Consider the following 24,786-nt stretch of genomic DNA (forward strand, 5'->3'; position numbering starts at 1 on the left):
CCCGCACAACTCTTTAAAACCTGCGCTCTTCGCCTACCGGCGCGCCGTCATGGCGGTCTCGATGTGGGCCAGCATGGCCGGGGCGGGGTCGGTGCCGATGCAGTCGAATACCACCCGCTCCGGCATCGCCCGCAGCCACGTCAACTGGCGCTTGGCCAGCTGGCGGGTGGCGATGATGCCCGTCTCGCGCAGGGCGGGGCGGTCGATGGCGCCGTCGAGATACTCCCAGGCCTGGCGGTAGCCCACGCAACGCATCGACGGCAAGTTCGGCTGCAAGTCGCCGCGCGCGCGCAGGGTCGCCACCTCGGCCACCAGGCCGGCGTCGTCGCGCTGGCCCAGCATCTGCTCGAAACGGGCGGCGATGCGGCCATGCAGTACGGCGCGGTCGGACGGCTCGAGCGCCAGCGGCAGCAGCGCGAACGGCAAATCAAGCTTGCCGCGGCCCGACAGCAAGGCCGACATCGGCTTGCCACTGAGGAGGTAGATCTCCAGCGCCCGGTTGATGCGCTGGGCGTCGTTCGGCGCCAGCCGCGCCGCCGTCACAGGGTCCACCTCGGCCAGGCGCGCATGCAGGGCCGGCCAGCCCAGCCGGGCGGCGTCCGCTTCCAGCTGGGCACGCACGGCCACGTCGGCCGTCGGCAGGTCGTCCAGGCCCTCGCTGAGGCCCTTGAAATACATCATGGTGCCGCCCACCAGCAGCGCCAGCTTGCCGCGCGCGCTGATGTCGGCCACCAGGCGCAAGGTGTCAAGGCGGAACTGGGCCACCGAATAGGCGTCGAGCGGGTCGAGAATGTCGATCAGGTGGTGCGGCACACTGGCCAGCTCCTGCGCGCTGGGCTTGGCCGTGCCGATGTCCATGCCGCGGTACACCAGCGCCGAATCGACCGAGATGATCTCGGCCGGCAGCGCCGCCGCAATGGCCAGCGCGGCGGCAGTCTTGCCCGACGCGGTCGGCCCCATGATGGCCACCGCCAGCGGTGCCGCGGCGTGCGTCGTCGCCATGCGGGGCGCGCTCATGCGCCCACCGCGTCGGCCCGGTGGCCCAGCAGGCGCACCGACGCGAAGATGGCCAGGCCCAGCACCGCCGCTACCATGGCCAGCGGGCGCAAGGTGCCGTCGAAGGTGGCGCCCACCACCGAGCCCACCACGAAGGCCACCGACATCGCCAGCGCCCCCATCAGGCCCGCGGCGGTGCCTGCCTGCTGGGGGAAGGGCGTCACCGCGCCCGATTGGGAGATGGGGAAATTGATGCCGTGGGCGAGCATGGTGGCGAACATCGCCGCCACCACCAGCGCCCAGTGCGCGAGGCCGGCGCCAATCGCCGCCAGGAACAGCAGCCCGGCCACCAGCGAGGCGGCGCCGCCGATGCGCTGCGCGCGCGCCTGGCCCAGCTGGCCCAGCATGCGGCGGCACAGCAAGGTGCCGGCCAGGTAGCCCGACACGCCGAAGGCAAAACAGTAGCCGAACCAGGCGGTGGGCACCTCGAGCACGCGAATGAGCACCAGCGAGGAGCCGGAAATGAAGGCGAAAATGGCGCCGTACGACAGCGCGCCAGGCAGGGCGTTGGCCCAGAAGGCGCGCGCGCCCAGCACCAGCCGGTAGTTTTCCAGCAGGCCCGCCAGCTCGGTGGCGCGGGGATTCTTGTGGACGTTCGTCTCGGGCAGGCGCAGCAGCACCGCCAGCAGCAGGGCGGCGCCCAGCACGGCGTGGGCAAGGAAGGCGGCGCGCCAGCCGAAACTCACTTGCAGGTAGGAGCCGGCGATGGGCCCCAGCAGGGGCGCCAGCGACAGCCAGCTCGACGCGCGGGCGATCACGCGCGCGCTGTCGGCCGGCGCATAGGCGTCGCGCACGATGGCGCGGGCGATGATGATGGCCGAGCAGCAGCCCAGCGCCTGCAGGAAGCGGGCGACGATCAGCAGGCCGATGCCGGGCGCGCCCGCGCACAGCAGGCTGGCGACGACGTACAGCGCCAGGCCGGCCAGCAGCACGGGACGGCGGCCGTAACGGTCCGACAGGGGACCGATCACCAGCTGGGCGCCGCCGAAGCCGGCCACGAACAGCGACAGCGTCAGCTGCACCGTCGAGGCGGGCACCTGGAAGGCGCTGGCCAGGCCGGGCAGGGAGGCCAGGTACAGGTCGGTCGACAGGGGCTGCAGCATCAGGAAACCGATGATGAGCAGCAGCACGGGGGCGTGGGCGAAGGCGGCGATCGGCGTGATCTGCGGGGCGGCGGCGGGATGCTTCATCACTGGCCGCGCAGGAACAGCTTGTCGAGCGCGGCGATTTCGAGCTGGACCCAGGTGGGGCGGCCGTGGTTGCACTGGTCGGCGCGCTCGGTCGATTCCATCTGGCGCAGCAGCGCGTTCATCTCCGGCACCGACAGCATGCGGTTGGCGCGCACGGCGGTGTGGCAGGCCAGGGTGCCCAGCAGCTCGTTGCGGCGCTCGATCAGCACGCGCGAGCCGCCGTATTCGCGCACGTCGCGCAGCACGTCGCGCGCCAGCGTCTGCGCGTCGGCGCCCTTGAGCAGCACCGGCACCGAGCGCACCGCCAGCGTGGTGGGCGAGAGCGCGGCAATGTCGAAGCCCAGCGCCTGCAAGGTGGCGCGGTGCTCCTGCGCCGTGCCCACCTCGATGGCGTCGGCATAGAAAGTGACGGGGATCAGCAGCGCCTGCACCTGCATGTCCTGGCCGTCCACCTGGGCGTCGAGCGCCGTTTTTAATTGTTCGTACAGGATGCGCTCGTGGGCGGCGTGCATGTCGACCAGCACCATGCCCCGGGCGTTTTGCGCCAGCACGTAGATGCCGTGCAGCTGCGCCAGCGCGAAGCCCAGCGGGTAGTCTTCGTTGGGCATCGACGGCACCGGCGCGGCATACGGCGTCACCGGCGCGCGCGCCGCGGCAACTTCGCCGGAAGCGCCAGCGCCGCCGCCATCGAACAGCGCGCCATACGCGGCCGCCGTTTGCGCCACCCCCGGTTGATAGCGCTCGCCCGGCCCATACGGCGACGGCGAGAATGTGCCCGACAGCTGCGGCCCGAACGAAGTCTGCTCGTGCTCGCGCCGCCACGGTCCCCCGTTCGAGGCCGATACCGCGCCGCCCACATCGGCCGCCGGCAGCGGCGCCGGCACGCTGCCGTGCGCCGTGGCCGAGGTCTGCGCCAGCGCGCGCTGGACCACGTGGAAAACGAACTGGTGCACCGCGCGGCTGTCGCGAAAGCGCACTTCGATTTTCGACGGGTGCACGTTGACGTCGACCAGCGCCGGATCGAGGTCGAGCGCCAGCACGTAGGACGGAAAGCGGTCGCCGTGCAGCACGTCCTGGTAGGCCGCGCGCACCGCGTGCATGAGCAGCTTGTCGCGCACGAAGCGCCCGTTGACATAAAAGAACTGGCCGTCCGCACGCGCCTTCGAGGCCGTCGGCAGGCCGGCGAAGCCGTGCAGGCGCAAGGGGCCGGCCGACTCGTCCAGCGCCAGCCGCGCCTCGGCGAAATCGCTGCCGAGAATGTGCGCGCTGCGCTTGTCGATGGCGCCGATCTTCCAGTGGTCGATGGTGCGGCCGTTGTGGGTCAGGCTGAAAGCGACGTCGGGGCGGGCCAGCGCGATGCGCCGCACCACCTCGGCGCAATGGCCGTATTCGGTCTGCTCGGACTTGAGGAACTTGCGCCGCGCCGGGGTATTGAAGTACAGGTCCTGGACGTCGATGGTGGTGCCGTGCGGCCCCGACGAGGGCGCCACCTGGCCCAGGTGCGAGCCCACCAGCTCCCAGGCGTGCGGGGCGTCGGCCGTGCGCGAGGTGACGGTGACGGCCGCCACCGAGGCGATCGACGCGAGCGCTTCTCCCCGAAAGCCCAGCGTGCCGACGTTTTCCAGGTCGTGCAGCGAGGCGATTTTCGAGGTGGCGTGGCGCGCCAGCGCCAGCGGCAACTGCTCGGGGGCGATGCCGCGGCCGTTGTCGGTGATGGCGATGCGCTTGACGCCGCCTTCTTCGAGCCGCACGGTGATCGCCGTGGCGCCCGCGTCGAGGGCGTTTTCGAGCAGCTCCTTGACCACCGCCGAGGGACGCTCGACCACTTCACCGGCGGCGATTTGCGAAATGAGCTGGTCGGGCAGGGCCTGGATGGGGCGCGGCGTGACGGGATCTGGGGAGGCGGAAGACAGGGCGGCGTTCATGGCCCGATTATAGCCTGTGCCCGGGCGCTGGCGGCGCCCTGGCAGCGCCCCGTCAACCCGTCCGGCTCAGGGCGCGCCGGCGCCGGCGGCCACCGTGCGCACGGGAATGGGCGCGTTGCACAGGTCGATATGGCCGGCCGCCACCTTGGTCCACGGCCCGCCCCGGTTGCGCTGCGCTTCCACCGCTTTCTGGTAAGTGGCGCTGTCGGTGCGCATCACTTCGAGCGCGCTGCGGGCGGCCGCCGGCACGTCGGCGGCCAGGGTCAGCGCGGCGATCGGCACGTGTTGCCCCGGCTGGTCGAAAAAGCCCATCGGTCCCGGCCCCCGCGGCACCGTCGACAGCAGCGCCATGCCGGCCACCACCCGGCCCACCACGGTGATGTTGCGGTCGAGGTGGCGCGGACCGTGCCCGATCACCACGTACAGGGCGCTGCCGTTGCCGCTGTCGGCGCCGCTGTCGCGGCCCACACCCACCATGCCGTAGCAGTGGGCCAGCCAGGCCTGCTTCGAGGCCGGGTCGCGCGCCGACGGCATGCCGGCCGAATGGCCCACCTGCGCCGCGTAGACGTCGCGCTCGCGCAGGCGGGTGAAATGGCGGTCCTTGCGCAGGGGAATGGTAAATTCGCCGGGCAGGGTGGCGCTCGCCGTGCCCAGCGACTTCGGCTGCGCCTCATTCGGGTCGCCCCACTGCACCACCCAGTTGTCCTGCGAGCGCAGCACCGCCAGGCCGTCGAAATACCGCTCGCGCACCAGCGTGCGGATATTGGCCACGTGGCGCGGCGCGAACACGGGCGCCAGTTCGATCACCACGCGCCCGCCCGGCAGCTCCATGTAGAGCGTGTTGGCCGGGTCGAGCGGGCGCCAGGCGCTGGCGGGCGAGGCGGCGATGACCTCGGCCAGCGTGGCCCTGGCGGGCAGTTCGGCGGCGTGGCCGGCGCCGGCCAGGGCCAGCATGCAGGCGCCCACGGCGCGCAGGGTGTACAGGCGAACAGGAAGCATGCAAATCTCCGGTGTAAGGGACAGAACGAACCGACGTGGACAGATTGTAATGGGAATGCTGCCGTGGGCCGGCCTTCTATGCGCTAAAACAAGGTTCTCCTGGAAAACCGGATGTCGCGAAAATAATCCCGGCAAACGGGCCCCCGCTGGTCAATACGGCGCTGGTGGGGATGGTATGATGCGCGGCTACCTTTTTAGGATGACTATGGATCTGATGCAATTTTTCGACATGATTCTGCATGTCGATAAAACCCTGGGCATGTTGCTCGCCCAATATGGTGTGTACGTCTACGCGGTGCTGTTTGCCATCATCTTTTGCGAGACGGGCCTGGTCGTGCTGTTCTTTTTTCCGGGCGACACCTTGCTGTTCATCGCCGGCGCCTTCTGCGCCACCGGCCAGATGAACTACCCGCTGCTGATGGCGCTCCTGGTCACCGCCGCCGTCACCGGCAACACCCTCAATTACCATATCGGCGAGGCGATCGGCCAGCGCGTGTTCACCCACGACTACCGCTGGCTCAACAAGGATGCCCTGCGCCGCACCCACGAATTTTTTGAAAAGCACGGCGGCAAGACCATCATCCTGGCGCGCTTCGTGCCCGTGGTGCGTACCTTCGCGCCCTTCGTGGCCGGTGTGTCCGACATGACGCACACCCGCTTTCAGCTCTACAACATCACCGGCGCCGTGCTGTGGGTGGTCTCGCTCGTCACCGCCGGCTACTTCTTCGGCAATATCCCGATGGTGCGCGACCACCTCACCACCATCGTGCTGATCGGCGTGGCGGTGGCGGTCGTGCCCGTCGTGCTGGGGGGCTTGTGGAAGTTCAGCCGCAAATTGATGCGCCGCGGCTAATCCCCCGTCCATGCAATAAATCGGCGCGAATGTTGCCGTCAGGCTCAAGTTTTGGGCCAGTCGCGCCGATATCCACAGAGTAACGTGACTCTCTGGATCCCCATGCGCACCCTGATTTCCCTGTTTGTTTGTTGTATGGCTGCCGGCGCCGCGCAAGCGAACGATCCCCCGGCGGCCGCCCATGGCGCTCCCGCCAAGGCCGAAGCGCCCAAGGGCGAACTGGCCAAGGCGGCCGAAGCGGCCAAGGCGGGCGCGGCCAAGCCGGACGCCAAGGCCGACGCCAAGGCCGACTCGGGCAAGGCCGGCCCGGTGGTGGTCAAGCAGACCGCCGCCGCCCAGCTGGCCGCCCAGCGCGCCAAGGAAGGCGAGTCGGAAGCGGAACTGTCGGCCAAGATCGAAGTGCGCCTGGCCGCCATGCGCGCCAACCAGGCCAGCCGCGCCGCCGCCGCCGCCAAAGCCAGGAAGACGGCCGAACTGCAGCGCCAGCGCGAGCAGGCCAATGCCGTGGCGATGGCCAGCGTGGCCGCGGCGACGCCGGCCGCGCCGGTTTTCGCCCACAGCAACACCTGGTCCTACGACGGCGAGACCGGTCCGGCCAACTGGGGCAAGATCAATCCAGGCTGGACCAAGTGCGGCGCCGGCAACCGCCAGTCGCCGATCGACCTGCGCGACGGCATGAAGGTGGACCTCGAGCAGATCGCCTTCGACTACCGCTCCTCCGGTTTCAACGTGATCGACAACGGCCACACGATCCAGGTGGGGGTGGGCCTGGGCAATTACATCACGGTGCAGAACCGCACCTATGAACTGCAGCAGTTCCATTTTCACCGCCCGTCCGAAGAAAAGATCAACGGCCGCGGCACGGAAATGGTGGTGCACCTGGTGCACAAGGATGGCGAAGGCAACATCGCCGTGGTCGCCGTGCTGCTCGAGCGGGGCGCGGCCAATGGCATGATCCAGACCGTCTGGAACAACCTGCCGCTGGAAAAAAACCAGGCCGTCACGCCCGTGGTGGCGCTCGACGTCAACGACATCCTGCCGAAAAAACGCGACTACTTTACGTTCATGGGCTCGCTCACCCAGCCGCCTTGCACGGAAGGGGTCTTGTGGCTGGTGATGAAGCAGCCGATGCCGGCCTCGCCGGCGCAGATGGCGCTGTTTAGCCGCCTGTACCCCTTGAATGCACGGCCGGTCCAGCCCGGTGGCGGGCGCGTGGTGAAGGAATCGAACTGAATTAAGCGTCGCTCAGACGGCGCTGACCGCCAGCCGGTTGTGCCCGCGCCAGCGGGCGCCGGCGGCCAGCGTGAACGGGGCGATCAGGGCCGGTTCGACGCACACGAAGTGGCGGTAGTCGTCGGCAGCCAGGTCGGCCATGGCGGCGCTGGCCGCCTGGCCCGGGTTCCACACCACCGCGTCGACAAAGCCGCTTTGCGCCGAGTGCAGCACGCGCGCGCCGTCGGCCACGGTGACGTCGCCCACTGCGCCGTAGATGGCGTCGAGCGCGTCGCCAATGCGCAGCGTGTCCGCGCGCACGCCGTCGATGCGCACCGCGTCGACCTCGGCCACCTTCAGGTAACTGTGCAGCGCCGCCGAGAAATCGAAGGGCGCCGCGCCCGTATTGTCCACCTCCAGCGTCAGCGCCAGGTGCGCGCCGCGCAGCGCCACTCGCAGCTGCAGGCAGAAGGCGTGCGGCCATGCGGCGGCGGGCGCGGGGGCCAGGTCGGCGGTGGCCAGCGCGAAGACGGCGAAGCTGCCGTCGTCGTCTTCTCCGCTGTCGACCAGGCGCCAGGTGCTGGTGCGGGCAAAGCCATGGCGCATGATCGGCCCCCGTTCATTAAACTGGGGGAAAATCACCGGCACCCCGCCGCGGATGGCGCGGCTGCCGTCGAGCGCCGAGCGCGCCGAACAAAACAGCTGCTCGGCGCCGTCGGCCGTGATCCACGACACCAGCTGGGCGCCGAACAGGGTGACGGTGGCGCGGGCGCCGTCGGCGCTGGCGATGTGCACCGCCGGCAGCTGGCCGAACTGGCCGAGGGTGATCGCGTTGGTGTGCATGGTTATGTCAGGCGGCCCTTGGCCAGTGGCGGATTGTTGGCGAAATAGCGGCGGATGCCGCGCGCGATCGCCGTGGCGATCTGGTCCTGGTAGCCGTTGTCTTTCAGGCGCGCTTCTTCCTCGGGGTTGGAAATGAAGGCCGTCTCGATCAGGATCGACGGGATGTCGGGCGCCTTGAGCACGGCGAAACCGGCCTGCTCGACGGCGCCCCGGTGCAGCTTGGCGATGCCGCCAATCTCGCCCAGCACCGCCTTGCCCAGCTTGAGACTGTCGTTGATCTGCGCCGTCGTCGACAGGTCCAGCAGCACGCTGGCGAGCTGGCGGTCCTGGGTGCCGATATTGACCCCGCCGATGGCGTCGGCCAGGTTTTCCTTGTTGGCCAGCCAGCGCGCCGCCGTCGACGAGGCGCCCTTCTCGGACAGCACGAACACGGACGAGCCGCGCGCCGATGGCTCGACGAAGGCGTCGGCGTGGATCGACACGAACAGGTCGGCCTGCACCTTTCTCGCCTTCTCCACGCGCTGGTTGAGGGGCACGAAAAAATCGGCGTCGCGCGTGAGCATCACGCGCATATTGGGCAGCTCTTCGAGCTTGAACTTGAGGCGCTTGGCAATGGCCAGCACGATGTCTTTTTCGCGCGTGCCGGTGGCGCCCGTGGCGCCCGGGTCTTCGCCGCCGTGGCCCGGGTCGAGGGCGATGGTGATCATGCGCGCCACTTTTTGCTCGGGCCGCGCGGACGGCTTGGGCAGCACCGGCGCGGGCGGCCTGGCCACCGCCATTGCCGGCATTTCCGACGCCTGCCTGGCCACCGGATCGGGCAGGGGCGGGCGCACCGCGGTTTCGCCGACGGGGGCGTCCGGGTCGCGCGACCAGTCGCCCTTTTCGATCATGGCGGCGATCGGGTCGGCCGGCTTGATGGGATACAGGTCGAAAATGAGCCGGTGCTGGTAGGCGCCGACGGGGGCCAGCGTAAACACCTGCGGGCGGATTTCCTCTTTCAGGTCGAACACCAGCCGCACCACGTTGGGCCGGTTCTGGCCCACCCGCACCTGGCGGATGAACGGGTCGTTCGACTGCACCTTGGCCACCAGCGTTTTCAAGGTGGGACTCAGTTCGAGGCCCTCGATGTCGACCACCAGCCGGTGCGGATCGGGCACCACGAAGTGCGTCACTTTCAGGTCGGTGTCGTTTTCCAGCGTGACGCGGGTGTAGTCGGCGGCCGGCCACACGCGCACGGCCAGGATCTGCGCGGCCATGGCCGGCAGCGGCGCCAGCACCGACAGCAGCAGCGTGCCGCCCGCCTTGAGCAGGGTGCGGCGATGGCGCTGGCGGTGGTGGGGCGGGTCGGCCGGCGCGTCCGTGGTCACGGGGCCGGTGCGAAGGAGAGGCGGTCGAGGCATAGCGAACCCAGGTGGGACAACGCTTGCAATTCTACCTCACGGCCTTCGCCCTTCACGTGCAGAAATACGTCGAGGTCGGGCGGCGGCAGCACCGGTGCGCCTTTTTCGGGCCATTCGACGATGCAGATGTTGTCTTGATTAAACTCTTCGCGAAAGCCCGCATCGAGAAACTCTTCCGGGCTGCCCATGCGGTACAGGTCGAAGTGGATCGCCTGCACGGCGCGGCCGTCGATGGTCAGCTGGTACGGTTCGGACAGGGTGTAGGTGGGGCTTTTGACCTTGCCGACGTGGCCGGCCGCCTGCAGCAGGGCGCGGGTGAGGGCGGTCTTGCCGGCGCCGAGGTCGCCGTGCAGGTAGATGACCAGGCCGGGCGCCAGCACGCAGGCCAGGGCCGCGCCCAGGGCGGTGGTGGCGTCGTCGTCGCGGAGGTAGGCTGTAAAGTGCTGCATCGCATAAAATGGTGGGTTGATGGTGGCGCGCCGCGCCCCTTTGCCAGTAATGCCCTACGATCCGTCCCCATGCTCGCACCACCCGCGCCGCCACTTGAACTGCCGCAGCTCGCCCTCGCCATCAAGGCCTGGGGGCGGGAACTCGGCTTTGCCGATGTCGGGATCGCCGACATCGACCTGGCGCAGGCCGAAGCGGGCTTGCAGGCGTGGCTGGAACAGGGCCATCACGGCGAGATGGATTATATGGCAAGCCACGGCAGTAAACGCGCGCGCCCCGCCGAACTGCTCCCGGGCACCGTGCGGGTGATCAGCGCGCGCATGGATTATCTGCCCGTCGCCACCCCCGCCCACTGGCGTGCGCGCGAGGCGGCCCGCCTGGCCGACCCGTCCGCCGCGGTGGTGTCGCTGTATGCACGGGGGCGCGACTATCACAAGGTCTTGCGCGCCCGCCTGCAGCAACTGGCCGCGCGCATCGAGGCTGCCATCGGTCCCTTCGGCTACCGCGTGTTTACCGACTCGGCGCCCGTGATGGAGTTGCCGCTGGCGCAAAAAGCGGGGCTGGGCTGGCGCGGCAAGCACACCTTGCTGCTCAACCGGCAGGCCGGCTCGATGTTTTTTTTGGGCGAAATCCTGGTCGACCTGCCGCTGCCCGTCGACGCGCCCGTGGCCGCCCATTGCGGCCAGTGCCGCAGTTGCATCGACGTCTGCCCCACCCAGGCCATCCTCGGTCCCGGCCGGCTCGATGCGCGCCGCTGCATTTCGTACCTGACCATCGAACTCAAGGGCGCCATCCCCGAGCCCCTGCGCGCGCTGATCGGCAACCGCATCTACGGCTGCGACGATTGCCAGACGGCCTGCCCGTGGAACAAGTTCGCCCAGCGCGCCGTGCTGGCCGATTTCGACGAACGCAACGACCTGGGCAGCGCCACCCTGGTCGACCTGTTTGGCTGGGACGAGGCGGTCTTCGAGCGGCGCATGGAGGGCAGCCCGATCCGCCGCATCGGCCACGAACGGTGGCTGCGCAATATTGCGGTGGCGCTGGGCAATGGCGCCGTCGAGGCGCGGGGCGATGCCGCCATGGTGGCCGCCCTGCAGGCACGCGCCGGCCACCCGTCGGCACTGGTGCGCGAGCACGTGGCCTGGGCGCTGGCACGCCATGGCATTACAGGCGCTTCAGGCGCAGCGCCGACCAGTCCGCATCGACCGAAATGATCGCCACCGCCGTGATGCCATGCTGTTGCGCGGTGGCGTTGATGGTGTCGCGGTTGATGTCGGTGGCCTTGGGCGCGCTCTGTTTCATGTAGGCGATCCACAGCGAGCCTTTCTCGCCCAGACGCTGTGTCGCCTGCGGCAAGAATTCGTCGAGCTGCTTCTGGTTCACGGCGATGAGCACGACGACGTCGGCTGGCCCGTCGCCCTGGTCGATCAGTTCTTGCGGCAACTGCGCCACCATGCCCGGGTGGGCGGCGCCGCCCAGCACGGCGATCGACTTGGCGTTCTTCAGAAACATCTTGTCGGCAACGGTTTTTTCGCTCATGGGAGATCCCTCGGCTCGGTCCATTTAATCGATCACATTTACAATCTGATTCTACAAGTTTCTGCCGACGAGCAGCGCCGCCACGCCCCGCTGATGGCGCGCGGCAATACCAGCGGGATTGACTGGCGGTGCTTTCGCGGTATTGATGGCAGCGTACGGCGCTACCGTGACAGAATGGGCAATATTGACGACTTTTCAGGGTGAAGCCATGACCACTTGCTTGCGCGGCGCCAGCACATGAGACCAGGCCGCCTGTTCGCCGCGCTGGGCCTGGCCCTGGCCACCAGCCATGCCGGCGCCATCGACCTGGACGAATTCAAGCGGCTGGCGCGCCTGCAGGCGACGCAGGACGCGCAGCAGGAGGCGGCCGAGCAGGAAAAACTGCGGGCGGCGGCCGAACTGCCGGCCAACCGGCAGTCGCGGGCACGCCCGGCGACGGTGCTGAGCGGCACTGCCTCGCAGATGGAAAAACTGGCCAAGGGCATCGAAGAAGCCCACGCTGCCGCGCCCAACCGCTGGTACCAGGCAGCCAAGATCGAAGACATCACGCCGCCGGGCGACGATCAACGGAAAATTTACAAGGTCACCGGCCTGCTGACCAGTTTTTGCATCCGCTACCAGGACAAGAACCGGGGCGACCAGGGCAAGGCGAACCTGGGCGACCCCCTGATCGGCGCCTGCCCCCACATGTTTTAGCGCAGGGGCGTCTACTTGAGCAGGCCGGCCAGCTCGACCGCCGTCTTGACCTGCATCTTGTCGAAAATATGCGCGCGGTGCACTTCCACCGTGCGCATGCTGATGCCCAGTTCATCGGCCACCACCTTGTTGAGCTTGCCCGCCAGGATCAGGTCGAGCACTTCCCGTTCGCGCGCCGACAGCGAAGCCAGGCGCAATTGCACGGCCGCGCCCGCACCCGCCTGGCGCGACTGGGCCAGCGCTTCTTCCACCCGGTCCATCAGCTGGTTGTCGTTGAAGGGCTTTTCGAAGAAATCGAAGGCGCCCCGTTTGAGGGTGTCGACCGCCATCGGCACGTCGCCATGGCCGGTGAGGAAAATGACGGGCATGCGGCGCGTGAGGTCGCGCGCGGCCAGTTGGTCGAACACGGCCACGCCGTTCAGCTCGGGCATGCGCACGTCGAGCAGCACGCAGTCGCCGTCGGCGTCGAAGCGCTCGGCGGCCTGTTCGAGGAACTGGTGGGCGCTGGCGTAACCGCGCGCCTGGATGCCGCGCGACTGGGCCAGCCAGGCGAGGGCGTCACGGATGACGTCCTCGTCGTCGACGATATGCAGCATGGCTTGTTGTCTCCGTACCTAATAGTTATGCAGCAATTTTAGCCTACCCCTGCGCCGACAGGGCAAAGCGGAAGCGGGTACCGCCGCCCGGGTTGTCGCAATGGGTGAGCGTGCCGCCATGAAATTCAATGGCTGTGCGGCAAATCGACAAGCCCATGCCCATGCCCTCGGCCTTGGTGGAAAAGAACGATGAAAACAGCCGCTCGGCCACTTCCGGCGCGATGCCGTGGCCCTGGTCGATCACCGACACCACCACCTGGCCGGCCTCGACGGCGCCGGTGATTTTCAGGACCCGCCGCTCGGGCGCCACGTCCTGCATCGCCTCGATGCCATTGCGCGTTAAATTCAATAGCACCTGTTCGAGCAGCATGCGGTCGGCGCTGACGGCGGGCAGGCTGGCGGGGATGTCGTTGTGGATGCTGACGAAGTGCTTGCTGGCCTGCATTTCGATCAGGGTGGCGATGCCTTCGACCAGCGTGTGCATGCGCACCACCTGGCGCTGCGGCTCCCGTTTTTTGACGAACTCGTGCACGCTGCGGATGATCTGGCCGGCCCGCCGCGCTTGCGTGCTGGCCTGCTCCAGGGCCGGCTTGAGCAAGGCCGCGTCGACCCCCGTGTGCTGGTCGGTGGCCCGCTGCAGCAGGTTCAGCGCGCCCGTCGTGTAGCTGGAAATGGCCGCCAGCGGTTGATTGAGTTCGTGCGCCAGCATCGACGAAATTTCGCCCATGGTCGCCAGGCGGGCGCTGGCATTGAGTTTTTCCTGTTGCTGGCGCGCCAGCTCCTCGGCGTTCTTGCGTTCGGAAATGTCCAGGATGGACCCCATCCAGCCCGTCTGGCGGCCGTCGCTGTCGACCAGCGGCGCCTCGAAAATGAGCACGGGAATGCGGACCCCGTCGGAGCGCTGAAAAATCGTTTCGAACTGGGGCGTGACGTTGCCGGCCAGGACGGCGGCGAAGCGCTGCTGGTACTCGGCCATCGCTTCCGGCGCCCAGTAGGCCATCGGCGGCGCCTTGCCCACCAGTTCCTCGCGCGGCAGGCCGACGATCTGGCAGAAGGCCGGGTTGACGTAGGTGACGCGCCCTTCCAGGTCGCGCGCGCGCAAACCCGTCACCAGCGAATTTTCCATTGCCGTGCGAAACGCCATCTGCTGGCGCAGCGCCCCTTCGGCGAGCAGCCGGCGCGCAATGTGGCGCCACAGCGCCGCCAGCGAGGCCAACAAGCCCAGCCCCAGCACGATGACCGAGCCCACCAGCAGATTGGGCAGCAGGCGCGGCGGCCCCTTGACGCTGTCCGTCGACAGCGTCATCGAGGTGCCCGGCAGGTCCAGCGCGCGCTTGTGCGTGTACACCCCGCGCCCGGGACCGGCCGCCACGCGACGCGCCAGCAGGCGGTCGTCGCGGTCGATCAGGCTGATGGCGTTGTCCTGGGCGAACCACCAGGGCACGGTTTCATCGAGCAGGGTCTTGAGGTCGTAGGTGGCGACCAGGCTGCCCGCATAGTGACCGCCACGGTACAGCGGCGCATAAAAATCGACCACCGCGGGGCCGCCGGCGGCGCCCTTGTACGGCTCGCTGTAACGGCCCTTGCGGGTGGCGCGCGCGTAGTCCCAGGCATTGCGCGAGACCGTCGGCAAGGTCGCCGCGCCGGTCGGACCGGCCGGGTCGGCGCCCCGCTCGGCCAGCACCGCGTCGTTGGCATCGAGCCAGCGGATGCGGCGCAGTTCGTGGCCGTTGTTGATCAACTGGGCCAGCCGTAGCTGCACGGTGGCGGTGGCCACTGGCTGGCTCACCAGTTCGCTGCCCAGGCCCACCAGCGCCTCCTCGCTACGGTTGAACTCGAAGCGTAGCGATTGCTCGACCCACAAGGTGTCGGCAATCAATTGCTCCTGTCGCTCGTTGCTTTCCATCTCGCGCGCCTGCCAGGGCAGCCACACCAGCACGGCAATGAACAGCAGCACCAGCATGGCGGGCAGCAGGAAGCGCAGCGGCCAGCGCAGTTGCGGTGGCAGCAGGTGACGGCGGACCCGGATCAACAGTTTTTGCATGGCGCAGCGTTCAGGGTTTCGTGGTGCTTGTCAAGATGCCGTTCGCATTAAGTGTTGCTTTTTATCTACTGTGGAAAACCCTCATAGCACGTCTTGCGCAAGCATTGCAGACTCACGCAAAAGACCTTACACATAAGAATTTAAATTCACAAGGAGACAGCATGAAAATTCGCTTCCTGGTCGCCGCCCTGGCCGCCACCGTCAGCTTCGGCGCCTTTGCCCAAGCCCCCATCGTCATCAAGTTCAGCCACGTGGTCGCCACCGACACGCCGAAAGGCCAGGCTGCCGAGCGCTTCAAGGCGCTGGCCGAGAAAAACACGGGCGGTCGCGTCAAGGTCGAAGTCTACCCGAACAGCCAGTTGTACAAGGACAAGGAAGAACTGGAAGCGCTGCAACTGGGCGCCGTGCAAATGCTGGCGCCGTCGCTGGCCAAGTTCGGTCCGCTGGGCGTGAAAGAGTTCGAAGTATTCGATCTGCCGTATATTTTCCCCAGCAAGCAGGGCCTGTACGCCGTCACCGAAGGCCCGATCGGCAAGCAGATGCTGCAAAAGCTCGAGCCGAAGGGCATCACCGGCCTGGCGTACTGGGACAACGGTTTCAAGGTCATGTCGTCGAACAAGAAGATGAACATCCCGGCCGACTTCAAGGGCATGAAAATGCGCATCCAGGCCTCGAAAGTGCTCGACGCGCAAATGCGCGCGCTGGGCGCGAACCCGCAGGTGCTGGCCTTCTCGGAAGTCTACCAGGCGCTGCAAACGGGCGTGGTCGACGGCACCGAGAACCCGCCATCGAACCTGTACACCCAGAAAATGCACGAAGTGCAAAAATTTGTGGCGAACTCGAACCATGGCTACCTGGGCTATGCGGTGATTGTCAACAAGAAATTCTGGGACGGCTTGCCGGCCGATATCCGCACCCAGCTGTCGAAGGCGATGGCCGACGCCACCACGTTTGAAAAAGCCATTGCCCAGCGCGACAATGACCTGGCGATGGCGGCGATCAAGAAAACCGGCAAGACCCAGGTCTACGACCTGACGGCGGCCGAACAGGCGGCGTGGCGCACGGCCCTGCTGCCCGTGCACAAGGAAATGGAAGGGCGCATCGGCAAGGATCTGATCGGCGCCATCAGCAAGGAAGCGGCGAAATAAGCCCGCTGCGCGGCGCGCCTGCGCCGCGCTGACCCCCGCTCGGGCGGGGGTGTTTTTCGGCGCCGGGTTCCCGCCCGGCGCCGCTCAGTCGGCGCCAGCCCCCCCAGCGGGTCGGCGCTCCGTGGGCGCGCGCGCGCCTGTTCTCTGAAAGACCTTATGAAATTCCTCGATCGACTCGAAGAATGGATCATTGCGACCCTGATGGGCGCGGCGACCTTCATCATTTTCCTGGCGGTGGTGCACCGCTATCTGTCCGGCTTGCCGATTCCCGGTTTGCAGGATGCGCTCATCCAGATCAATACCAGCTGGGCCCAGGAGTTGTGCATCTATATGTTCGTGTGGATGGCCAAGTTCGGCGCCGCCTACGGCGTGCGGACCGGCATCCACGTGGGCATCGACGTCCTGATTAACCGCCTGAGCCCGCCATGGCGCGCCAAGTTCGTCAGCTTCGGCCTGATCGCCGGCGCCACCTTCACCGGCATCGTCGGTACCCTGGGCGCCCTGTTCGTGGCGCGCATGGCCGACACGGGCCAGACCTCGGCCGACCTGGAAATCCCCATGTGGATCATCTATATGGCGGTGCCGCTGGGCTCCTACCTGATGTGTTTCCGATTCCTGCAAGTGCTCGTGCATTTCCTGCGCACGGGTGACTTGCCCAAGCATGACCATTCGTTCGTCGAAGGCCTCGACGAGGAAGTTGCCAACGTCAAGGGAGGGCAGAAATGAATGCCGCCATTATTTTCATCCTGCTGCTGCTGCTCATGCTCACGGGCATGCCCATTTCCATTTCGCTGGGCCTGACCGTTCTCACCTTCATGTTTACCATGACCAGCGTGCCGATCGAATCGGTGGCGCTCAAACTGTTTACGGGCATTGAAAAGTTCGAGATCATGGCGATCCCGTTCTTCATCCTTGCGGGTAATTTCCTCACGCACGGTGGCGTCGCCCGGCGCATGATCAATTTCGCCACCTCGATGGTGGGCCACTTCCACGGCGGCCTGGCGCTGGCCGGCGTGTTTGCCTGCGCCCTGTTTGCCGCCGTCTCCGGTTCGAGCCCCGCCACCGTGGTGGCGATCGGCTCGATCATCCTGCCGGCCATGATCAAGCAGGGCTACCCGCCCCGCTTCGGCGCCGGCGTCATCACCACCTCGGGCGCGCTGGGCATCCTGATTCCGCCGTCGATCGTGATGGTGATGTATTCGGTTACCACCAATACCTCGGTGGGCCAGCTGTTCATGGCCGGCGTGGTGCCGGGCCTGATGCTGGCCTTCCTGCTGGGCTTGACCACCTGGTTCCTGGCGAAGAAACACAACTACCCGCGCATGGTCAAGGCCACCTGGCTTGAGCGCTGGGTGGCGTTTCGCCGCAGCGCCTGGGGCCTGCTGCTGATCGTCATCGTGATGGGCGGGATTTATTCGGGCGCCTTCACGCCCACCGAAGCGGCGGCGATGGCGGCCGTGTACGCCTTCATCATTTCCGTGTTCGTCTACAAGGACTTGAAGCTCAAGCAAGTGGCCAAGGTACTGCTGGACTCGGCGGCGATGTCGGCCATGCTGCTCTACATCATCACCAACGCCGTGCTGTTTTCTTTCCTCATGACCAGCGAAAACATCCCGCAGGGCATGGCCGACTGGATTTCCAACCAGGGCCTGGGCGTGGTCGGCTTCCTGCTGGTGGTCAACATCCTGCTGCTCATCGCCGGCAACTTCATGGAGCCGTCGTCGATCGTGCTGATCATGGCACCGATCCTGTTCCCGGTGGCGATGAAACTGGGCATCGATCCGGTCCACTTCGGTATCCTGATCGTCGTCAACATGGAGGTCGGCATGTGCCATCCACCGGTGGGCCTGAACCTGTACGTGGCGTCCGGCATCACCAAGATGGGCATCTCGGAGCTGACGGTGGCGGTCATGCCGTGGCTGTTCACCATGCTCGGTTTCCTGGTGCTCATCACTTACGTACCACAGATTTCACTGTGGTTGCCGAATTTGATCTACAAGTAAAAATAAACCAAGGACCGTGCTAAAAAAACCACGCTGTTCATGAAATATTTGCGTTATGATTGCTCCGCTTTACAGGCACCACAATGGTGCGGTGCAAGATAACGAATACAGATTTTGGGGAGTAGTGATAAAAGCACGGTAGTCCATACCGGAGAAATATCGAGGAGACCCACGTTTTACAGAATGTCGTTGGCATTGACCAAACGGCCGGGAACGTGACCACACTTAGAACGCACCGCAGGGTGCGTTTTTTTTCGCCATTTTTTCTTCGCTGCTTCGTCGCTGCACAGCGGCCGCCGCCCTTTTTTCGGCGCGCCGATGCGCTACACTCGATACCATGCACGCTTCCTCCGCCCCCACCCGTCCACCCGCGCCTGCCAGCGCCCTGTTCAGCGCGATCGTCGAGGCGCCGTTCGGTGCCATCGGCATTCGCACCGCTGCGGAGCAGGTGTGCGAACTGGTCTATCTGCCGCCCCATTTTGGTGCGCAGGACGCCGTCGACGCCACCGCCGAACGTGCCGCGGGACAGGTGGCGCGCTACCTGGCGGACGCCGATTTCACCTTTGACTTGCCGCTGGCCGCCGTCGGCAGCGCCTTCCAGCAGCGCGTCTGGGCCGCCATCAGCGCCATTCCCCGTGGCAGCGTGCGCACCTACGGCCAGGTGGCCCGCGCCATCGGCTCGGCGCCGCGGGCGGTGGGCCAGGCCTGCGGCGCCAACTGGTTTCCCCTACTCATACCGTGCCACCGCGTCACCGCCGCCGCCGGCCTGGGCGGCTTTGCCCAGCACGACGACGAGCACGGTTTTCACCTGGGCGTGAAACGCTGGCTGCTCACCCACGAAGGCGCCGCGGCGGGCGGCACGCCATGGCAGCAGCAGGCCATGTGGCCGTGAGCGCGCCCGCCACCGTGGCCGCCGCGCCTGCCGAGTTGCCCGCCTCGGCGGCCAACCTGGCCCTGATCGATGCCTTCTGCGACACCGTCTGGCTCGAGCAGGGCTTGGCCAGGGCCTCGCTGGAAGCCTACCGCCGCGACCTGCGCCTGTTCGCCCGCTGGCTGGCCGTGCGCCGGCCCGCCTGCGCCACCTTGCTGCAGGTGGGCGCGCACGACCTGACGGCGTACTTTGCCGAGCGCCACGCCGAATCGAAACCCAGTTCGGCCAACCGCCGCCTGTCGGTCCTCAAGCGTTTCTATCAACTGGCCCTGCGCAACCATCAAGTTGCCACCGACCCCTGCCTGAACATGGCCTCCGCCCGGCAGCCCCAGCGCTTCGTGCACACGCTGACGGAGGGCCAGGTGGAGGCCCTGCTGGGCGCCCCCGACGTGACGACGCCCTTGGGCTTGCGCGAGCGCACGATGCTCGAACTGATGTATGCCAGCGGGCTGCGGGTGTCGGAACTGGTGGGCCTGAAACTGGTCGAACTGAGTTTGAACGATGGCGTGTTGCGGGTGACGGGCAAGGGCAGCAAGACGCGCCTGGTGCCGTTCGGCCACGAGGCGCGCGTGTGGATCGGGCGCTACCTGGCCGAGGCGCGCGGGCGCATTCTCGACGGCCAGATCGACGACGCCCTGTTTGTCACGGCGCGGGGAGGGGCCATGACGCGGCAAATGTTTTGGGTGCTCATTAAAAAACACGCGGCCCGCGCCGACATCGCCGGGCCCCTGTCGCCGCACACCTTGCGCCATGCGTTTGCCACCCATTTGCTCAACCATGGCGCCGATTTGCGGGTCGTGCAACTGCTGCTCGGGCATGCCGATATTTCAACTACCCAAATTTACACCCACGTGGCGCGCGAGCGCCTCAAGCACTTGCACTCCCAGCATCACCCACGTGCATAGGCAATTCAAATGCGGCGCGCATAATGCGTCATAATGGCGGCATATCCAGTTCAATTCAGACAATAGAGGTGATCCATGGCGAAAACAAATTTTTCGTACGAAAAGCGGCAGCGCGAGCTGGAAAAAAAGAAGAAAGCCGATGAAAAGGCCAAACGCAAGGCCGAGGCCAAATCGCATCCGAATCCGGGCGCTGACAACGAGCCCGACGAAGGCGCCGACGATGACGTCGTCGAGCACGACGGCGACGTCGAGCGCGCTTCGCCGCAGGAAGAAAGCCCCATGTAATCAGCCCGCCCAGGGCCAGCAAAAAAAACGGGCCCCGGCATTGCTGCCGGGGCCCGTTTTGCATGGCGCCCTGATTGCTCAGGCCGCTTCAGCCACATCCTTCGCGCCCGCCGACGCCAGCCCCGCTTCGGCCGGGGCGCCGCGCTTGAACCAGCGCACGGCGCGCTTGCCCAGGTTGTCCAGGTAGGTGTACGCCACCGGCACCACCACCAGCGTCAGCAAGGTCGAGGTGATCACCCCGCCGATCACCGCGCGGCCCATCGGCGCCTGCTGTTCGCCGCCATCGCCCATGCCGATCGCCATCGGCAGCATGCCGAAAATCATCGCCAGCGTCGTCATCAGGATCGGCCGCAGGCGTACCTGGCCCGCTTCCATGATGGCCGTGAACTGGTCCTTGCCGTCGCGCTGGGCGTGGTTGGTGAAGTCGACCAGCAAGATGGCGTTCTTGGTCACCAGCCCCATCAGCATGACGATGCCGATCACCGAGAAAATATTCAAGGTCGAGCCCGTCACCAGCAGGGCGGCAACCACGCCCACCATCGACAGCGGCAGCGACACCATGATCGCCACCGGCTGCAGGAAGCTGCCGAACTGCGAGGCCAGCACCAGGTAAATGAAGATCACCGCGATGGCCAGCGCGGCGACGAAACCGCCCATGGTTTCGGCCATGCGCTCGGCTTCGCCACCGACGTCGAAGCGCACCCCGACCGGCAGGGCGATGGCCTTGATGGCCTTCTGCACGTCGCCATTGACGTCGCCATTGGGCCGGCCTTCCACGCCGGCATAGATCGCCACGCGGCGCTCGAGGGCCTGGCGCTTGAGCACTTGCGGGCTGGTCGAAGGGACGAACTCGACCACCTGGCGCAGCGGCACCATCACCGGGTTGCCGGCCGCGTCGCGCTTGCTCGAGGCCACCGACAGGTCGCCCAGGTCGGTGATCTTCTGGCGCCCGCTTTTCGGCAACTGCACATTGACATCGTAGTTCTGGCCGTCCGGCGCCAGCCAGCGGCTGATCTGGTCGCCGGCGACGAAGGGCCGCAGGGCGCTGCCGATCTGTTGCACGGACAAGCCCAGGTCGCTGGCGAGCTCGTTGTTGATTTTTAAGATGGTGGCCGGGTTGGCCCCTTCCTGGCTGTACTCGACATCCTTGACGCCCTTGATGGTGCGCATCTTGTCCATCAGCTGGTGGGCGACGGCGTCGAGCTTCGATTCGTCCTGGCCCAGGATGGCGATGAAGATGGGGCGGTTGCCCACCGAAGTGGTGATGCCGGCGATCGATTCGAGCCGTTCGCGGATCGCCCCTTCGAGCGCCTTCTGCGAGCGCCGCTTGACGTGCTTGAGGTCGGCCAGCTTGAGGTTCATCTGGGCGGTGTTGCGGCCGTCATAGGTGCCGGCGGTGGTGGAAATGGTGTCGATTTCCTTGCCGAATTCCTTCAGCGCCATCGTCATCTGCTCGACCTTTTGCGCCGTGTACTCGAGGCTCGAGCCAACCGGGGTTTTAAAGCGCAGCTGGATGTAGCCGTTGTCCGTCTCCGGGAACATTTCGCCGCCCACCAGCGGGATCAGGGCAATGCTGCCGACAAACAGGGACAGCGCCAGCGCCAGCGTACACTTGCGCCAGCGCAGGGCCAGCGCCAGCACCTTGCCGTACCAGACGTGCACGCGGTCGATACCATGCTCGATGCGCTCCATCAGGCGGCCCAGCCACGGCACGTATTTAAAACGGTCCTGGACGGGGTCGGGCCACACCGACGAGAGCATCGGGTCGAGCGTAAAACTGACGAACAGCGACACCAGCACGGCGACGGCGACGGTAATGCCGAACTGCATGAAGAAGCGGCCGATGATCCCCTGCATGTAGGCGATCGGCACGAACACGGCGACGATGGCAAACGTGGTGGCCATCACCGCCAGGCCGATTTCATTGGTGCCGTCGAAGGCCGCGCGCAGATGGCTCTTGCCCATGTTCAGGTGGCGCACGATGTTTTCACGGACCACGATGGCGTCGTCGATCAGCAAGCCGATGCACAGCGACAGCGCCATCAGGGTGAGGAAATTGAGCGTGAAGCCGAACGCCTTCATGGCGATAAAACTGGCCAGCACGGAAATCGGCAGGGTCAGGCCGGTGATGATGGTGCTGCGCCACGAGTGCAGGAACAGGAACACGATGATCATCGTCAGCACGGCGCCTTCGATGATGGTTTCTTTCACGTTGTCGAGCTGGCTCTTGACGCGTTCGGCCTGGTTTTCCATCACCCGCAACTGGTAGTCGCTGCCGAATTCCGTTTGCATGCGGGCGGCCGCCTTGGCCAGGTTGGTGCCCACTTCGACGACGTTGGCGCCTTGCACCTTGGTCACTTCGATGGAAATGGCGCGCCGGCCATTGACGCGCGAGACCGAGGTTTCTTCCTGCTCGCCATCGACGATGGTGGCGACCTGCTCCAGGTAGACGGGGCCGGAGGCGCGGCGGGCGACGATGATGCGATTGAAATCGCGGGCCGACTTCATGCGCCCCTCGATGCGCACCAGTTGCTCGCTGCCGCCGAAGCTGATGTTGCCGGCTGGCATATTGGTATTGGTCGCCTGGATCGCGCGCAGCACTTCATCGACGCCGATGTTCTGGCTGTGCAGTTGCTCGGGCTTCAGGTGGACCAGGATCTGGCGGTTGGTCTTGCCATTGATGCGCACCTGGCCCACCCCGGCCACGCCCTGCAGGCGCTTGGTGATGACCTGCTCGGTCAGGGTCGACATCTCGCGCAGGTCGCGCGTGTCGGACATCAAGGTCATCTCGACGATGGGCTGCTCGTTGTCGCCCTCGGCCCGCACGACCAGCGGTTCCTTGGCGTCTTTCGGGAAGCCGGGGCGCACGCGGCCGATGTTGTCACGCACCTCCTGCATGGCCTTGTCGATGTTGGTACTGAGCTGGAACTCGAGGCTGATCCCGGCCCGGCCTTCCCACGAATTGCTGCGGATCGACTTGATGCCGCTGACGGAATTGATGGCGTCTTCCAGCGGCCGGGTGATATCGTTTTCCACCTGCTCGGGCGAGGCGCCCGGGTACTGGACTTCAACCCAGGCATACGGAATTTCCACGCTGGGCATGCTCTCGAGCGGCAGCGAGCGGTATGAAAACAGGCCCAGCACCATCAGGCCGACCATGACCATGGTGGCGAACACCGGGTTGTTGATACTGGTTTTGGTGATCCACATGGCTTATCCCTTGGCGGCGGCGGCGGCGGGGGCGGGCGGGGCGGCGCCCACGCGCACCTTCTGGCCCGGCTTGACGGCGTCGAGGCGGGCGACGATCACGGTGGCGCCTTCCTGCAAGCCGGACTTCACTTCGGCCACGCCGTCGTCGTCGTTGCGCAGGCCCAGGCTGACGCGCTGCGCCACCACCTGGCCATCGACGATGGCGTAGACCACCGCGTCTCCCTTGAGCTCGCGCATGGCCGCCAGCGGCACCAGCGGCGCGGCGGCTGATTTCTCGGTGGTGATGGCGCCCTTGGCGAACATGCCGCCGCGCAGCGCGGCGTCGCTGTTGTCGACGCTGATATACACCACCATCGAGCGCGATCCCGCCTCCGTGGTGGGGCTGATGCGGGCGACCTTGCCGACAAAATCGCGGCGGGCAAAGCCGTCGACCTTGAAGCGCACTTCCTGGCCGATTTTGACGCGCGGCACTTCCGACGCCGGCACCGACGCTTCCAGGTTCAGCAGGCGCAGGTTGACGATGGTGGCCACCGGCATGTCCGGCGCCAGTTTTTCGCCCGCCTGCACGTGGCGCTTGCTGATGACGCCGGCCAGCGGGGCGCGGATGACGGTGTCGGCCAGGGCGATGCGCGCCATGTCGAGCTGGGCGCGGGCGGCGGCCAGGCTCGCCTGCGCCAGTTCCACGCTGTTCTGGGTATTGTCGACCGACGATTGCGAGATGTAATTCTGTTTGAGCAAAGCCTGGCTGTTGGCGTTGTTCTTGGTCGCCAGCGACACGCGCGCAGTGGCCTCGTCATACGCCGCCTGCATCTGCGCCACGCGGGCGCGCTGGTCGGCGGCGTCGAGGCGGGCGATGACTTGTCCGGCCGCCACGGCGGTGCCCTCCTGCAAGGTGGTGTCGAGCACCACCCCCGACACCTTCGCCTTGACGGTGGCCTGCTCGGATGGCGCCAGCGCCCCCGCCAGGGGCAGGTTCAGGCGCAGTTCGCGGCTGGCGATGGTGGCCACGTCCCCTTTCGAGAGCTCGTACACGGCCACTTTCGGCCCGTCCTTGGCGGCGGCATCGGGCGCCGGGGCGGCGGCGCCCCGTGCGCGCATGAAGTACCAGGCGCCGCCGGCCAGCAGCACGATGAGCAGCAGGGCCAGGGCCTTTTTCCAGGGGCGCCGGGGTGCGGTGGTCGGCGCTGTGGCCAGGGGCAGGGTCTCGATTTTCATGGGCGCCTTTTGTCAGGGGTGAATCGGTTTTTCTTGCGGTTGGCGGCAAGCAGTGCAGTGCTCGGGGCGCTTGTGCTCCGTCTCTTGCGAGATGGAGCGGGAGGCGCATGGTGGCACTATAGGAAAACACAACAGGACCGGCCAGCGCCGTGCGACAGGTGGGCGATTGGCGCCGATGAACTGCGCAAAAACGCGACGAAACGCCGGCCCGGGCCGATGGATGACTGACGAACTCCTTTGACAGCGCACAAGCGCGTCGCCACCGCGCCGACCCACAATGCATGCTCAG

The 24,786-nt window shown here is 66.6% G+C and carries 22 protein-coding genes; 10 read left to right on the plus strand and 12 right to left on the minus strand.

Features of this window, described 5'->3' with window-relative positions:
• Positions 1–33: 33 nt before the first annotated feature.
• From miaA to ACP7EY_RS08975, 4 genes are all read right to left on the minus strand, one after another.
• The gene (miaA, locus tag ACP7EY_RS08960; RefSeq protein ID WP_426192588.1) at positions 34–1,017 is read right to left on the minus strand and encodes a tRNA (adenosine(37)-N6)-dimethylallyltransferase MiaA; all 984 of its coding nucleotides are present in this window, start codon (positions 1,015–1,017) and stop codon (positions 34–36) included.
• Complete coding sequence (locus ACP7EY_RS08965) at positions 1,014–2,246, minus strand: multidrug effflux MFS transporter (protein WP_426192590.1); 1,233 nt, start codon at positions 2,244–2,246, stop codon at positions 1,014–1,016. The genes miaA and ACP7EY_RS08965 overlap by 4 nt, the downstream gene beginning before the upstream one ends.
• Positions 2,246–4,171, minus strand: coding sequence for a DNA mismatch repair endonuclease MutL (gene mutL, locus ACP7EY_RS08970; RefSeq protein WP_426192592.1), 1,926 nt, complete (start codon positions 4,169–4,171; stop codon positions 2,246–2,248). The genes ACP7EY_RS08965 and mutL overlap by 1 nt, the downstream gene beginning before the upstream one ends.
• Positions 4,172–4,237: 66 nt before the next feature.
• Positions 4,238–5,170 carry a peptidylprolyl isomerase gene (locus ACP7EY_RS08975; RefSeq protein ID WP_426192594.1) on the minus strand — a complete coding sequence of 311 codons (933 nt, stop codon included), beginning with the start codon at positions 5,168–5,170 and terminating at the stop codon, positions 4,238–4,240.
• Positions 5,171–5,375: 205 nt separating this feature from the next.
• Here ACP7EY_RS08975 and ACP7EY_RS08980 point away from each other — a divergent pair, with 205 nt between their 5' ends.
• Both ACP7EY_RS08980 and ACP7EY_RS08985 read left to right on the plus strand, forming a co-directional pair.
• The gene (locus ACP7EY_RS08980) at positions 5,376–6,023 is read left to right on the plus strand and encodes a VTT domain-containing protein (RefSeq protein WP_426192596.1); all 648 of its coding nucleotides are present in this window, start codon (positions 5,376–5,378) and stop codon (positions 6,021–6,023) included.
• A 102-nt stretch (positions 6,024–6,125) separates the two neighbouring features.
• Positions 6,126–7,256 (plus strand): carbonic anhydrase, encoded by a 1,131-nt coding sequence (locus tag ACP7EY_RS08985; protein ID WP_426192598.1) that lies wholly within the window; start codon positions 6,126–6,128, stop codon positions 7,254–7,256.
• Between the two features lie 12 nt (positions 7,257–7,268).
• On the opposite strand, the gene ACP7EY_RS08990 is transcribed toward ACP7EY_RS08985, so the two are convergent.
• From ACP7EY_RS08990 to tsaE, 3 genes are read right to left on the minus strand one after another with little or no spacing between them, the layout of a single operon-like run.
• Positions 7,269–8,078, minus strand: a complete 810-nt coding sequence (locus ACP7EY_RS08990; RefSeq protein ID WP_426192600.1) for a D-hexose-6-phosphate mutarotase — start codon at positions 8,076–8,078, stop codon at positions 7,269–7,271.
• A gap of 2 nt (positions 8,079–8,080) precedes the next feature.
• Entirely contained in the window at positions 8,081–9,478 is a 1,398-nt protein-coding gene (locus ACP7EY_RS08995) for an N-acetylmuramoyl-L-alanine amidase (protein WP_426192602.1), read from the minus strand.
• Positions 9,442–9,927, minus strand: coding sequence for a tRNA (adenosine(37)-N6)-threonylcarbamoyltransferase complex ATPase subunit type 1 TsaE (gene tsaE, locus ACP7EY_RS09000; RefSeq protein ID WP_426192604.1), 486 nt, complete (start codon positions 9,925–9,927; stop codon positions 9,442–9,444). Before tsaE ends, ACP7EY_RS08995 begins: the two co-directional genes overlap by 37 nt.
• A gap of 69 nt (positions 9,928–9,996) precedes the next feature.
• Here tsaE and queG point away from each other — a divergent pair, with 69 nt between their 5' ends.
• On the plus strand, positions 9,997–11,139 hold the full coding sequence (queG, locus tag ACP7EY_RS09005; protein ID WP_426192606.1) for a tRNA epoxyqueuosine(34) reductase QueG: 1,143 nt from the start codon (positions 9,997–9,999) through the stop codon (positions 11,137–11,139).
• On the opposite strand, the gene ACP7EY_RS09010 is transcribed toward queG, so the two are convergent.
• Positions 11,090–11,464 (minus strand): DUF3052 family protein, encoded by a 375-nt coding sequence (locus tag ACP7EY_RS09010; RefSeq protein ID WP_426192608.1) that lies wholly within the window; start codon positions 11,462–11,464, stop codon positions 11,090–11,092. The two genes, queG and ACP7EY_RS09010, sit on opposite strands and share 50 nt — an antisense overlap.
• Before the next feature lie 237 nt (positions 11,465–11,701).
• On the opposite strand from ACP7EY_RS09010, the gene ACP7EY_RS09015 reads away from it, so the two are divergent.
• On the plus strand, positions 11,702–12,160 hold the full coding sequence (locus tag ACP7EY_RS09015; RefSeq protein WP_426192610.1) for a hypothetical protein: 459 nt from the start codon (positions 11,702–11,704) through the stop codon (positions 12,158–12,160).
• Between the two features lie 11 nt (positions 12,161–12,171).
• On the opposite strand, the gene ACP7EY_RS09020 is transcribed toward ACP7EY_RS09015, so the two are convergent.
• Positions 12,172–12,756, minus strand: a complete 585-nt coding sequence (locus ACP7EY_RS09020) for a response regulator transcription factor (RefSeq protein ID WP_426192612.1) — start codon at positions 12,754–12,756, stop codon at positions 12,172–12,174.
• A gap of 43 nt (positions 12,757–12,799) precedes the next feature.
• Complete coding sequence (locus tag ACP7EY_RS09025; protein WP_426192613.1) at positions 12,800–14,800, minus strand: PAS domain S-box protein; 2,001 nt, start codon at positions 14,798–14,800, stop codon at positions 12,800–12,802.
• A gap of 161 nt (positions 14,801–14,961) precedes the next feature.
• On the opposite strand from ACP7EY_RS09025, the gene ACP7EY_RS09030 reads away from it, so the two are divergent.
• The 6 genes from ACP7EY_RS09030 to ACP7EY_RS09055 all read left to right on the plus strand — a co-directional run bounded on the left by ACP7EY_RS09030 (position 14,962) and on the right by ACP7EY_RS09055 (position 20,072).
• Entirely contained in the window at positions 14,962–15,948 is a 987-nt protein-coding gene (locus ACP7EY_RS09030) for a TRAP transporter substrate-binding protein (RefSeq protein WP_426192615.1), read from the plus strand.
• 156 nt (positions 15,949–16,104) lie between these two features.
• On the plus strand, positions 16,105–16,674 hold the full coding sequence (locus tag ACP7EY_RS09035) for a TRAP transporter small permease (RefSeq protein ID WP_426192617.1): 570 nt from the start codon (positions 16,105–16,107) through the stop codon (positions 16,672–16,674).
• Positions 16,671–17,951, plus strand: a complete 1,281-nt coding sequence (locus ACP7EY_RS09040; protein WP_426192619.1) for a TRAP transporter large permease — start codon at positions 16,671–16,673, stop codon at positions 17,949–17,951. The genes ACP7EY_RS09035 and ACP7EY_RS09040 overlap by 4 nt, the downstream gene beginning before the upstream one ends.
• A gap of 337 nt (positions 17,952–18,288) precedes the next feature.
• Positions 18,289–18,843, plus strand: a complete 555-nt coding sequence (locus ACP7EY_RS09045; RefSeq protein ID WP_426192621.1) for a methylated-DNA--[protein]-cysteine S-methyltransferase — start codon at positions 18,289–18,291, stop codon at positions 18,841–18,843.
• A complete protein-coding gene (gene xerD / locus ACP7EY_RS09050; protein ID WP_426192623.1) occupies positions 18,816–19,787 on the plus strand; it encodes a site-specific tyrosine recombinase XerD in 972 nt (323 codons plus the stop codon). The genes ACP7EY_RS09045 and xerD overlap by 28 nt, the downstream gene beginning before the upstream one ends.
• 75 nt (positions 19,788–19,862) lie before the next feature.
• Positions 19,863–20,072 (plus strand): hypothetical protein, encoded by a 210-nt coding sequence (locus tag ACP7EY_RS09055; protein ID WP_426192625.1) that lies wholly within the window; start codon positions 19,863–19,865, stop codon positions 20,070–20,072.
• Between the two features lie 78 nt (positions 20,073–20,150).
• Here ACP7EY_RS09055 and ACP7EY_RS09060 read toward each other — a convergent pair whose 3' ends face one another.
• Both ACP7EY_RS09060 and ACP7EY_RS09065 read right to left on the minus strand, forming a co-directional pair.
• On the minus strand, positions 20,151–23,282 hold the full coding sequence (locus ACP7EY_RS09060; protein ID WP_426192627.1) for an efflux RND transporter permease subunit: 3,132 nt from the start codon (positions 23,280–23,282) through the stop codon (positions 20,151–20,153).
• A gap of 3 nt (positions 23,283–23,285) precedes the next feature.
• On the minus strand, positions 23,286–24,497 hold the full coding sequence (locus ACP7EY_RS09065; protein ID WP_426192629.1) for an efflux RND transporter periplasmic adaptor subunit: 1,212 nt from the start codon (positions 24,495–24,497) through the stop codon (positions 23,286–23,288).
• Positions 24,498–24,786: the final 289 nt, after the last annotated feature.

This window comes from Massilia sp. DWR3-1-1 (assembly GCF_049898325.1).
Lineage (GTDB): Bacteria > Pseudomonadota > Gammaproteobacteria > Burkholderiales > Burkholderiaceae_D > JAFCUW01.

Coding starts and splice junctions, on each gene's coding strand:
- miaA (WP_426192588.1), bottom strand. CDS start 1,017: ATGAGCGCGCCCCGCATGGCGACGACGCACGCCGCGGCACCGCTGGCG.
- ACP7EY_RS08965 (WP_426192590.1), bottom strand. CDS start 2,246: ATGAAGCATCCCGCCGCCGCCCCGCAGATCACGCCGATCGCCGCCTTC.
- mutL (WP_426192592.1), bottom strand. CDS start 4,171: ATGAACGCCGCCCTGTCTTCCGCCTCCCCAGATCCCGTCACGCCGCGC.
- ACP7EY_RS08975 (WP_426192594.1), bottom strand. CDS start 5,170: ATGCTTCCTGTTCGCCTGTACACCCTGCGCGCCGTGGGCGCCTGCATG.
- ACP7EY_RS08980 (WP_426192596.1), top strand. CDS start 5,376: ATGGATCTGATGCAATTTTTCGACATGATTCTGCATGTCGATAAAACC.
- ACP7EY_RS08985 (WP_426192598.1), top strand. CDS start 6,126: ATGCGCACCCTGATTTCCCTGTTTGTTTGTTGTATGGCTGCCGGCGCC.
- ACP7EY_RS08990 (WP_426192600.1), bottom strand. CDS start 8,078: ATGCACACCAACGCGATCACCCTCGGCCAGTTCGGCCAGCTGCCGGCG.
- ACP7EY_RS08995 (WP_426192602.1), bottom strand. CDS start 9,478: ATGCCTCGACCGCCTCTCCTTCGCACCGGCCCCGTGACCACGGACGCG.
- tsaE (WP_426192604.1), bottom strand. CDS start 9,927: ATGCAGCACTTTACAGCCTACCTCCGCGACGACGACGCCACCACCGCC.
- queG (WP_426192606.1), top strand. CDS start 9,997: ATGCTCGCACCACCCGCGCCGCCACTTGAACTGCCGCAGCTCGCCCTC.
- ACP7EY_RS09010 (WP_426192608.1), bottom strand. CDS start 11,464: ATGAGCGAAAAAACCGTTGCCGACAAGATGTTTCTGAAGAACGCCAAG.
- ACP7EY_RS09015 (WP_426192610.1), top strand. CDS start 11,702: ATGAGACCAGGCCGCCTGTTCGCCGCGCTGGGCCTGGCCCTGGCCACC.
- ACP7EY_RS09020 (WP_426192612.1), bottom strand. CDS start 12,756: ATGCTGCATATCGTCGACGACGAGGACGTCATCCGTGACGCCCTCGCC.
- ACP7EY_RS09025 (WP_426192613.1), bottom strand. CDS start 14,800: ATGCAAAAACTGTTGATCCGGGTCCGCCGTCACCTGCTGCCACCGCAA.
- ACP7EY_RS09030 (WP_426192615.1), top strand. CDS start 14,962: ATGAAAATTCGCTTCCTGGTCGCCGCCCTGGCCGCCACCGTCAGCTTC.
- ACP7EY_RS09035 (WP_426192617.1), top strand. CDS start 16,105: ATGAAATTCCTCGATCGACTCGAAGAATGGATCATTGCGACCCTGATG.
- ACP7EY_RS09040 (WP_426192619.1), top strand. CDS start 16,671: ATGAATGCCGCCATTATTTTCATCCTGCTGCTGCTGCTCATGCTCACG.
- ACP7EY_RS09045 (WP_426192621.1), top strand. CDS start 18,289: ATGCACGCTTCCTCCGCCCCCACCCGTCCACCCGCGCCTGCCAGCGCC.
- xerD (WP_426192623.1), top strand. CDS start 18,816: ATGGCAGCAGCAGGCCATGTGGCCGTGAGCGCGCCCGCCACCGTGGCC.
- ACP7EY_RS09055 (WP_426192625.1), top strand. CDS start 19,863: ATGGCGAAAACAAATTTTTCGTACGAAAAGCGGCAGCGCGAGCTGGAA.
- ACP7EY_RS09060 (WP_426192627.1), bottom strand. CDS start 23,282: ATGTGGATCACCAAAACCAGTATCAACAACCCGGTGTTCGCCACCATG.
- ACP7EY_RS09065 (WP_426192629.1), bottom strand. CDS start 24,497: ATGAAAATCGAGACCCTGCCCCTGGCCACAGCGCCGACCACCGCACCC.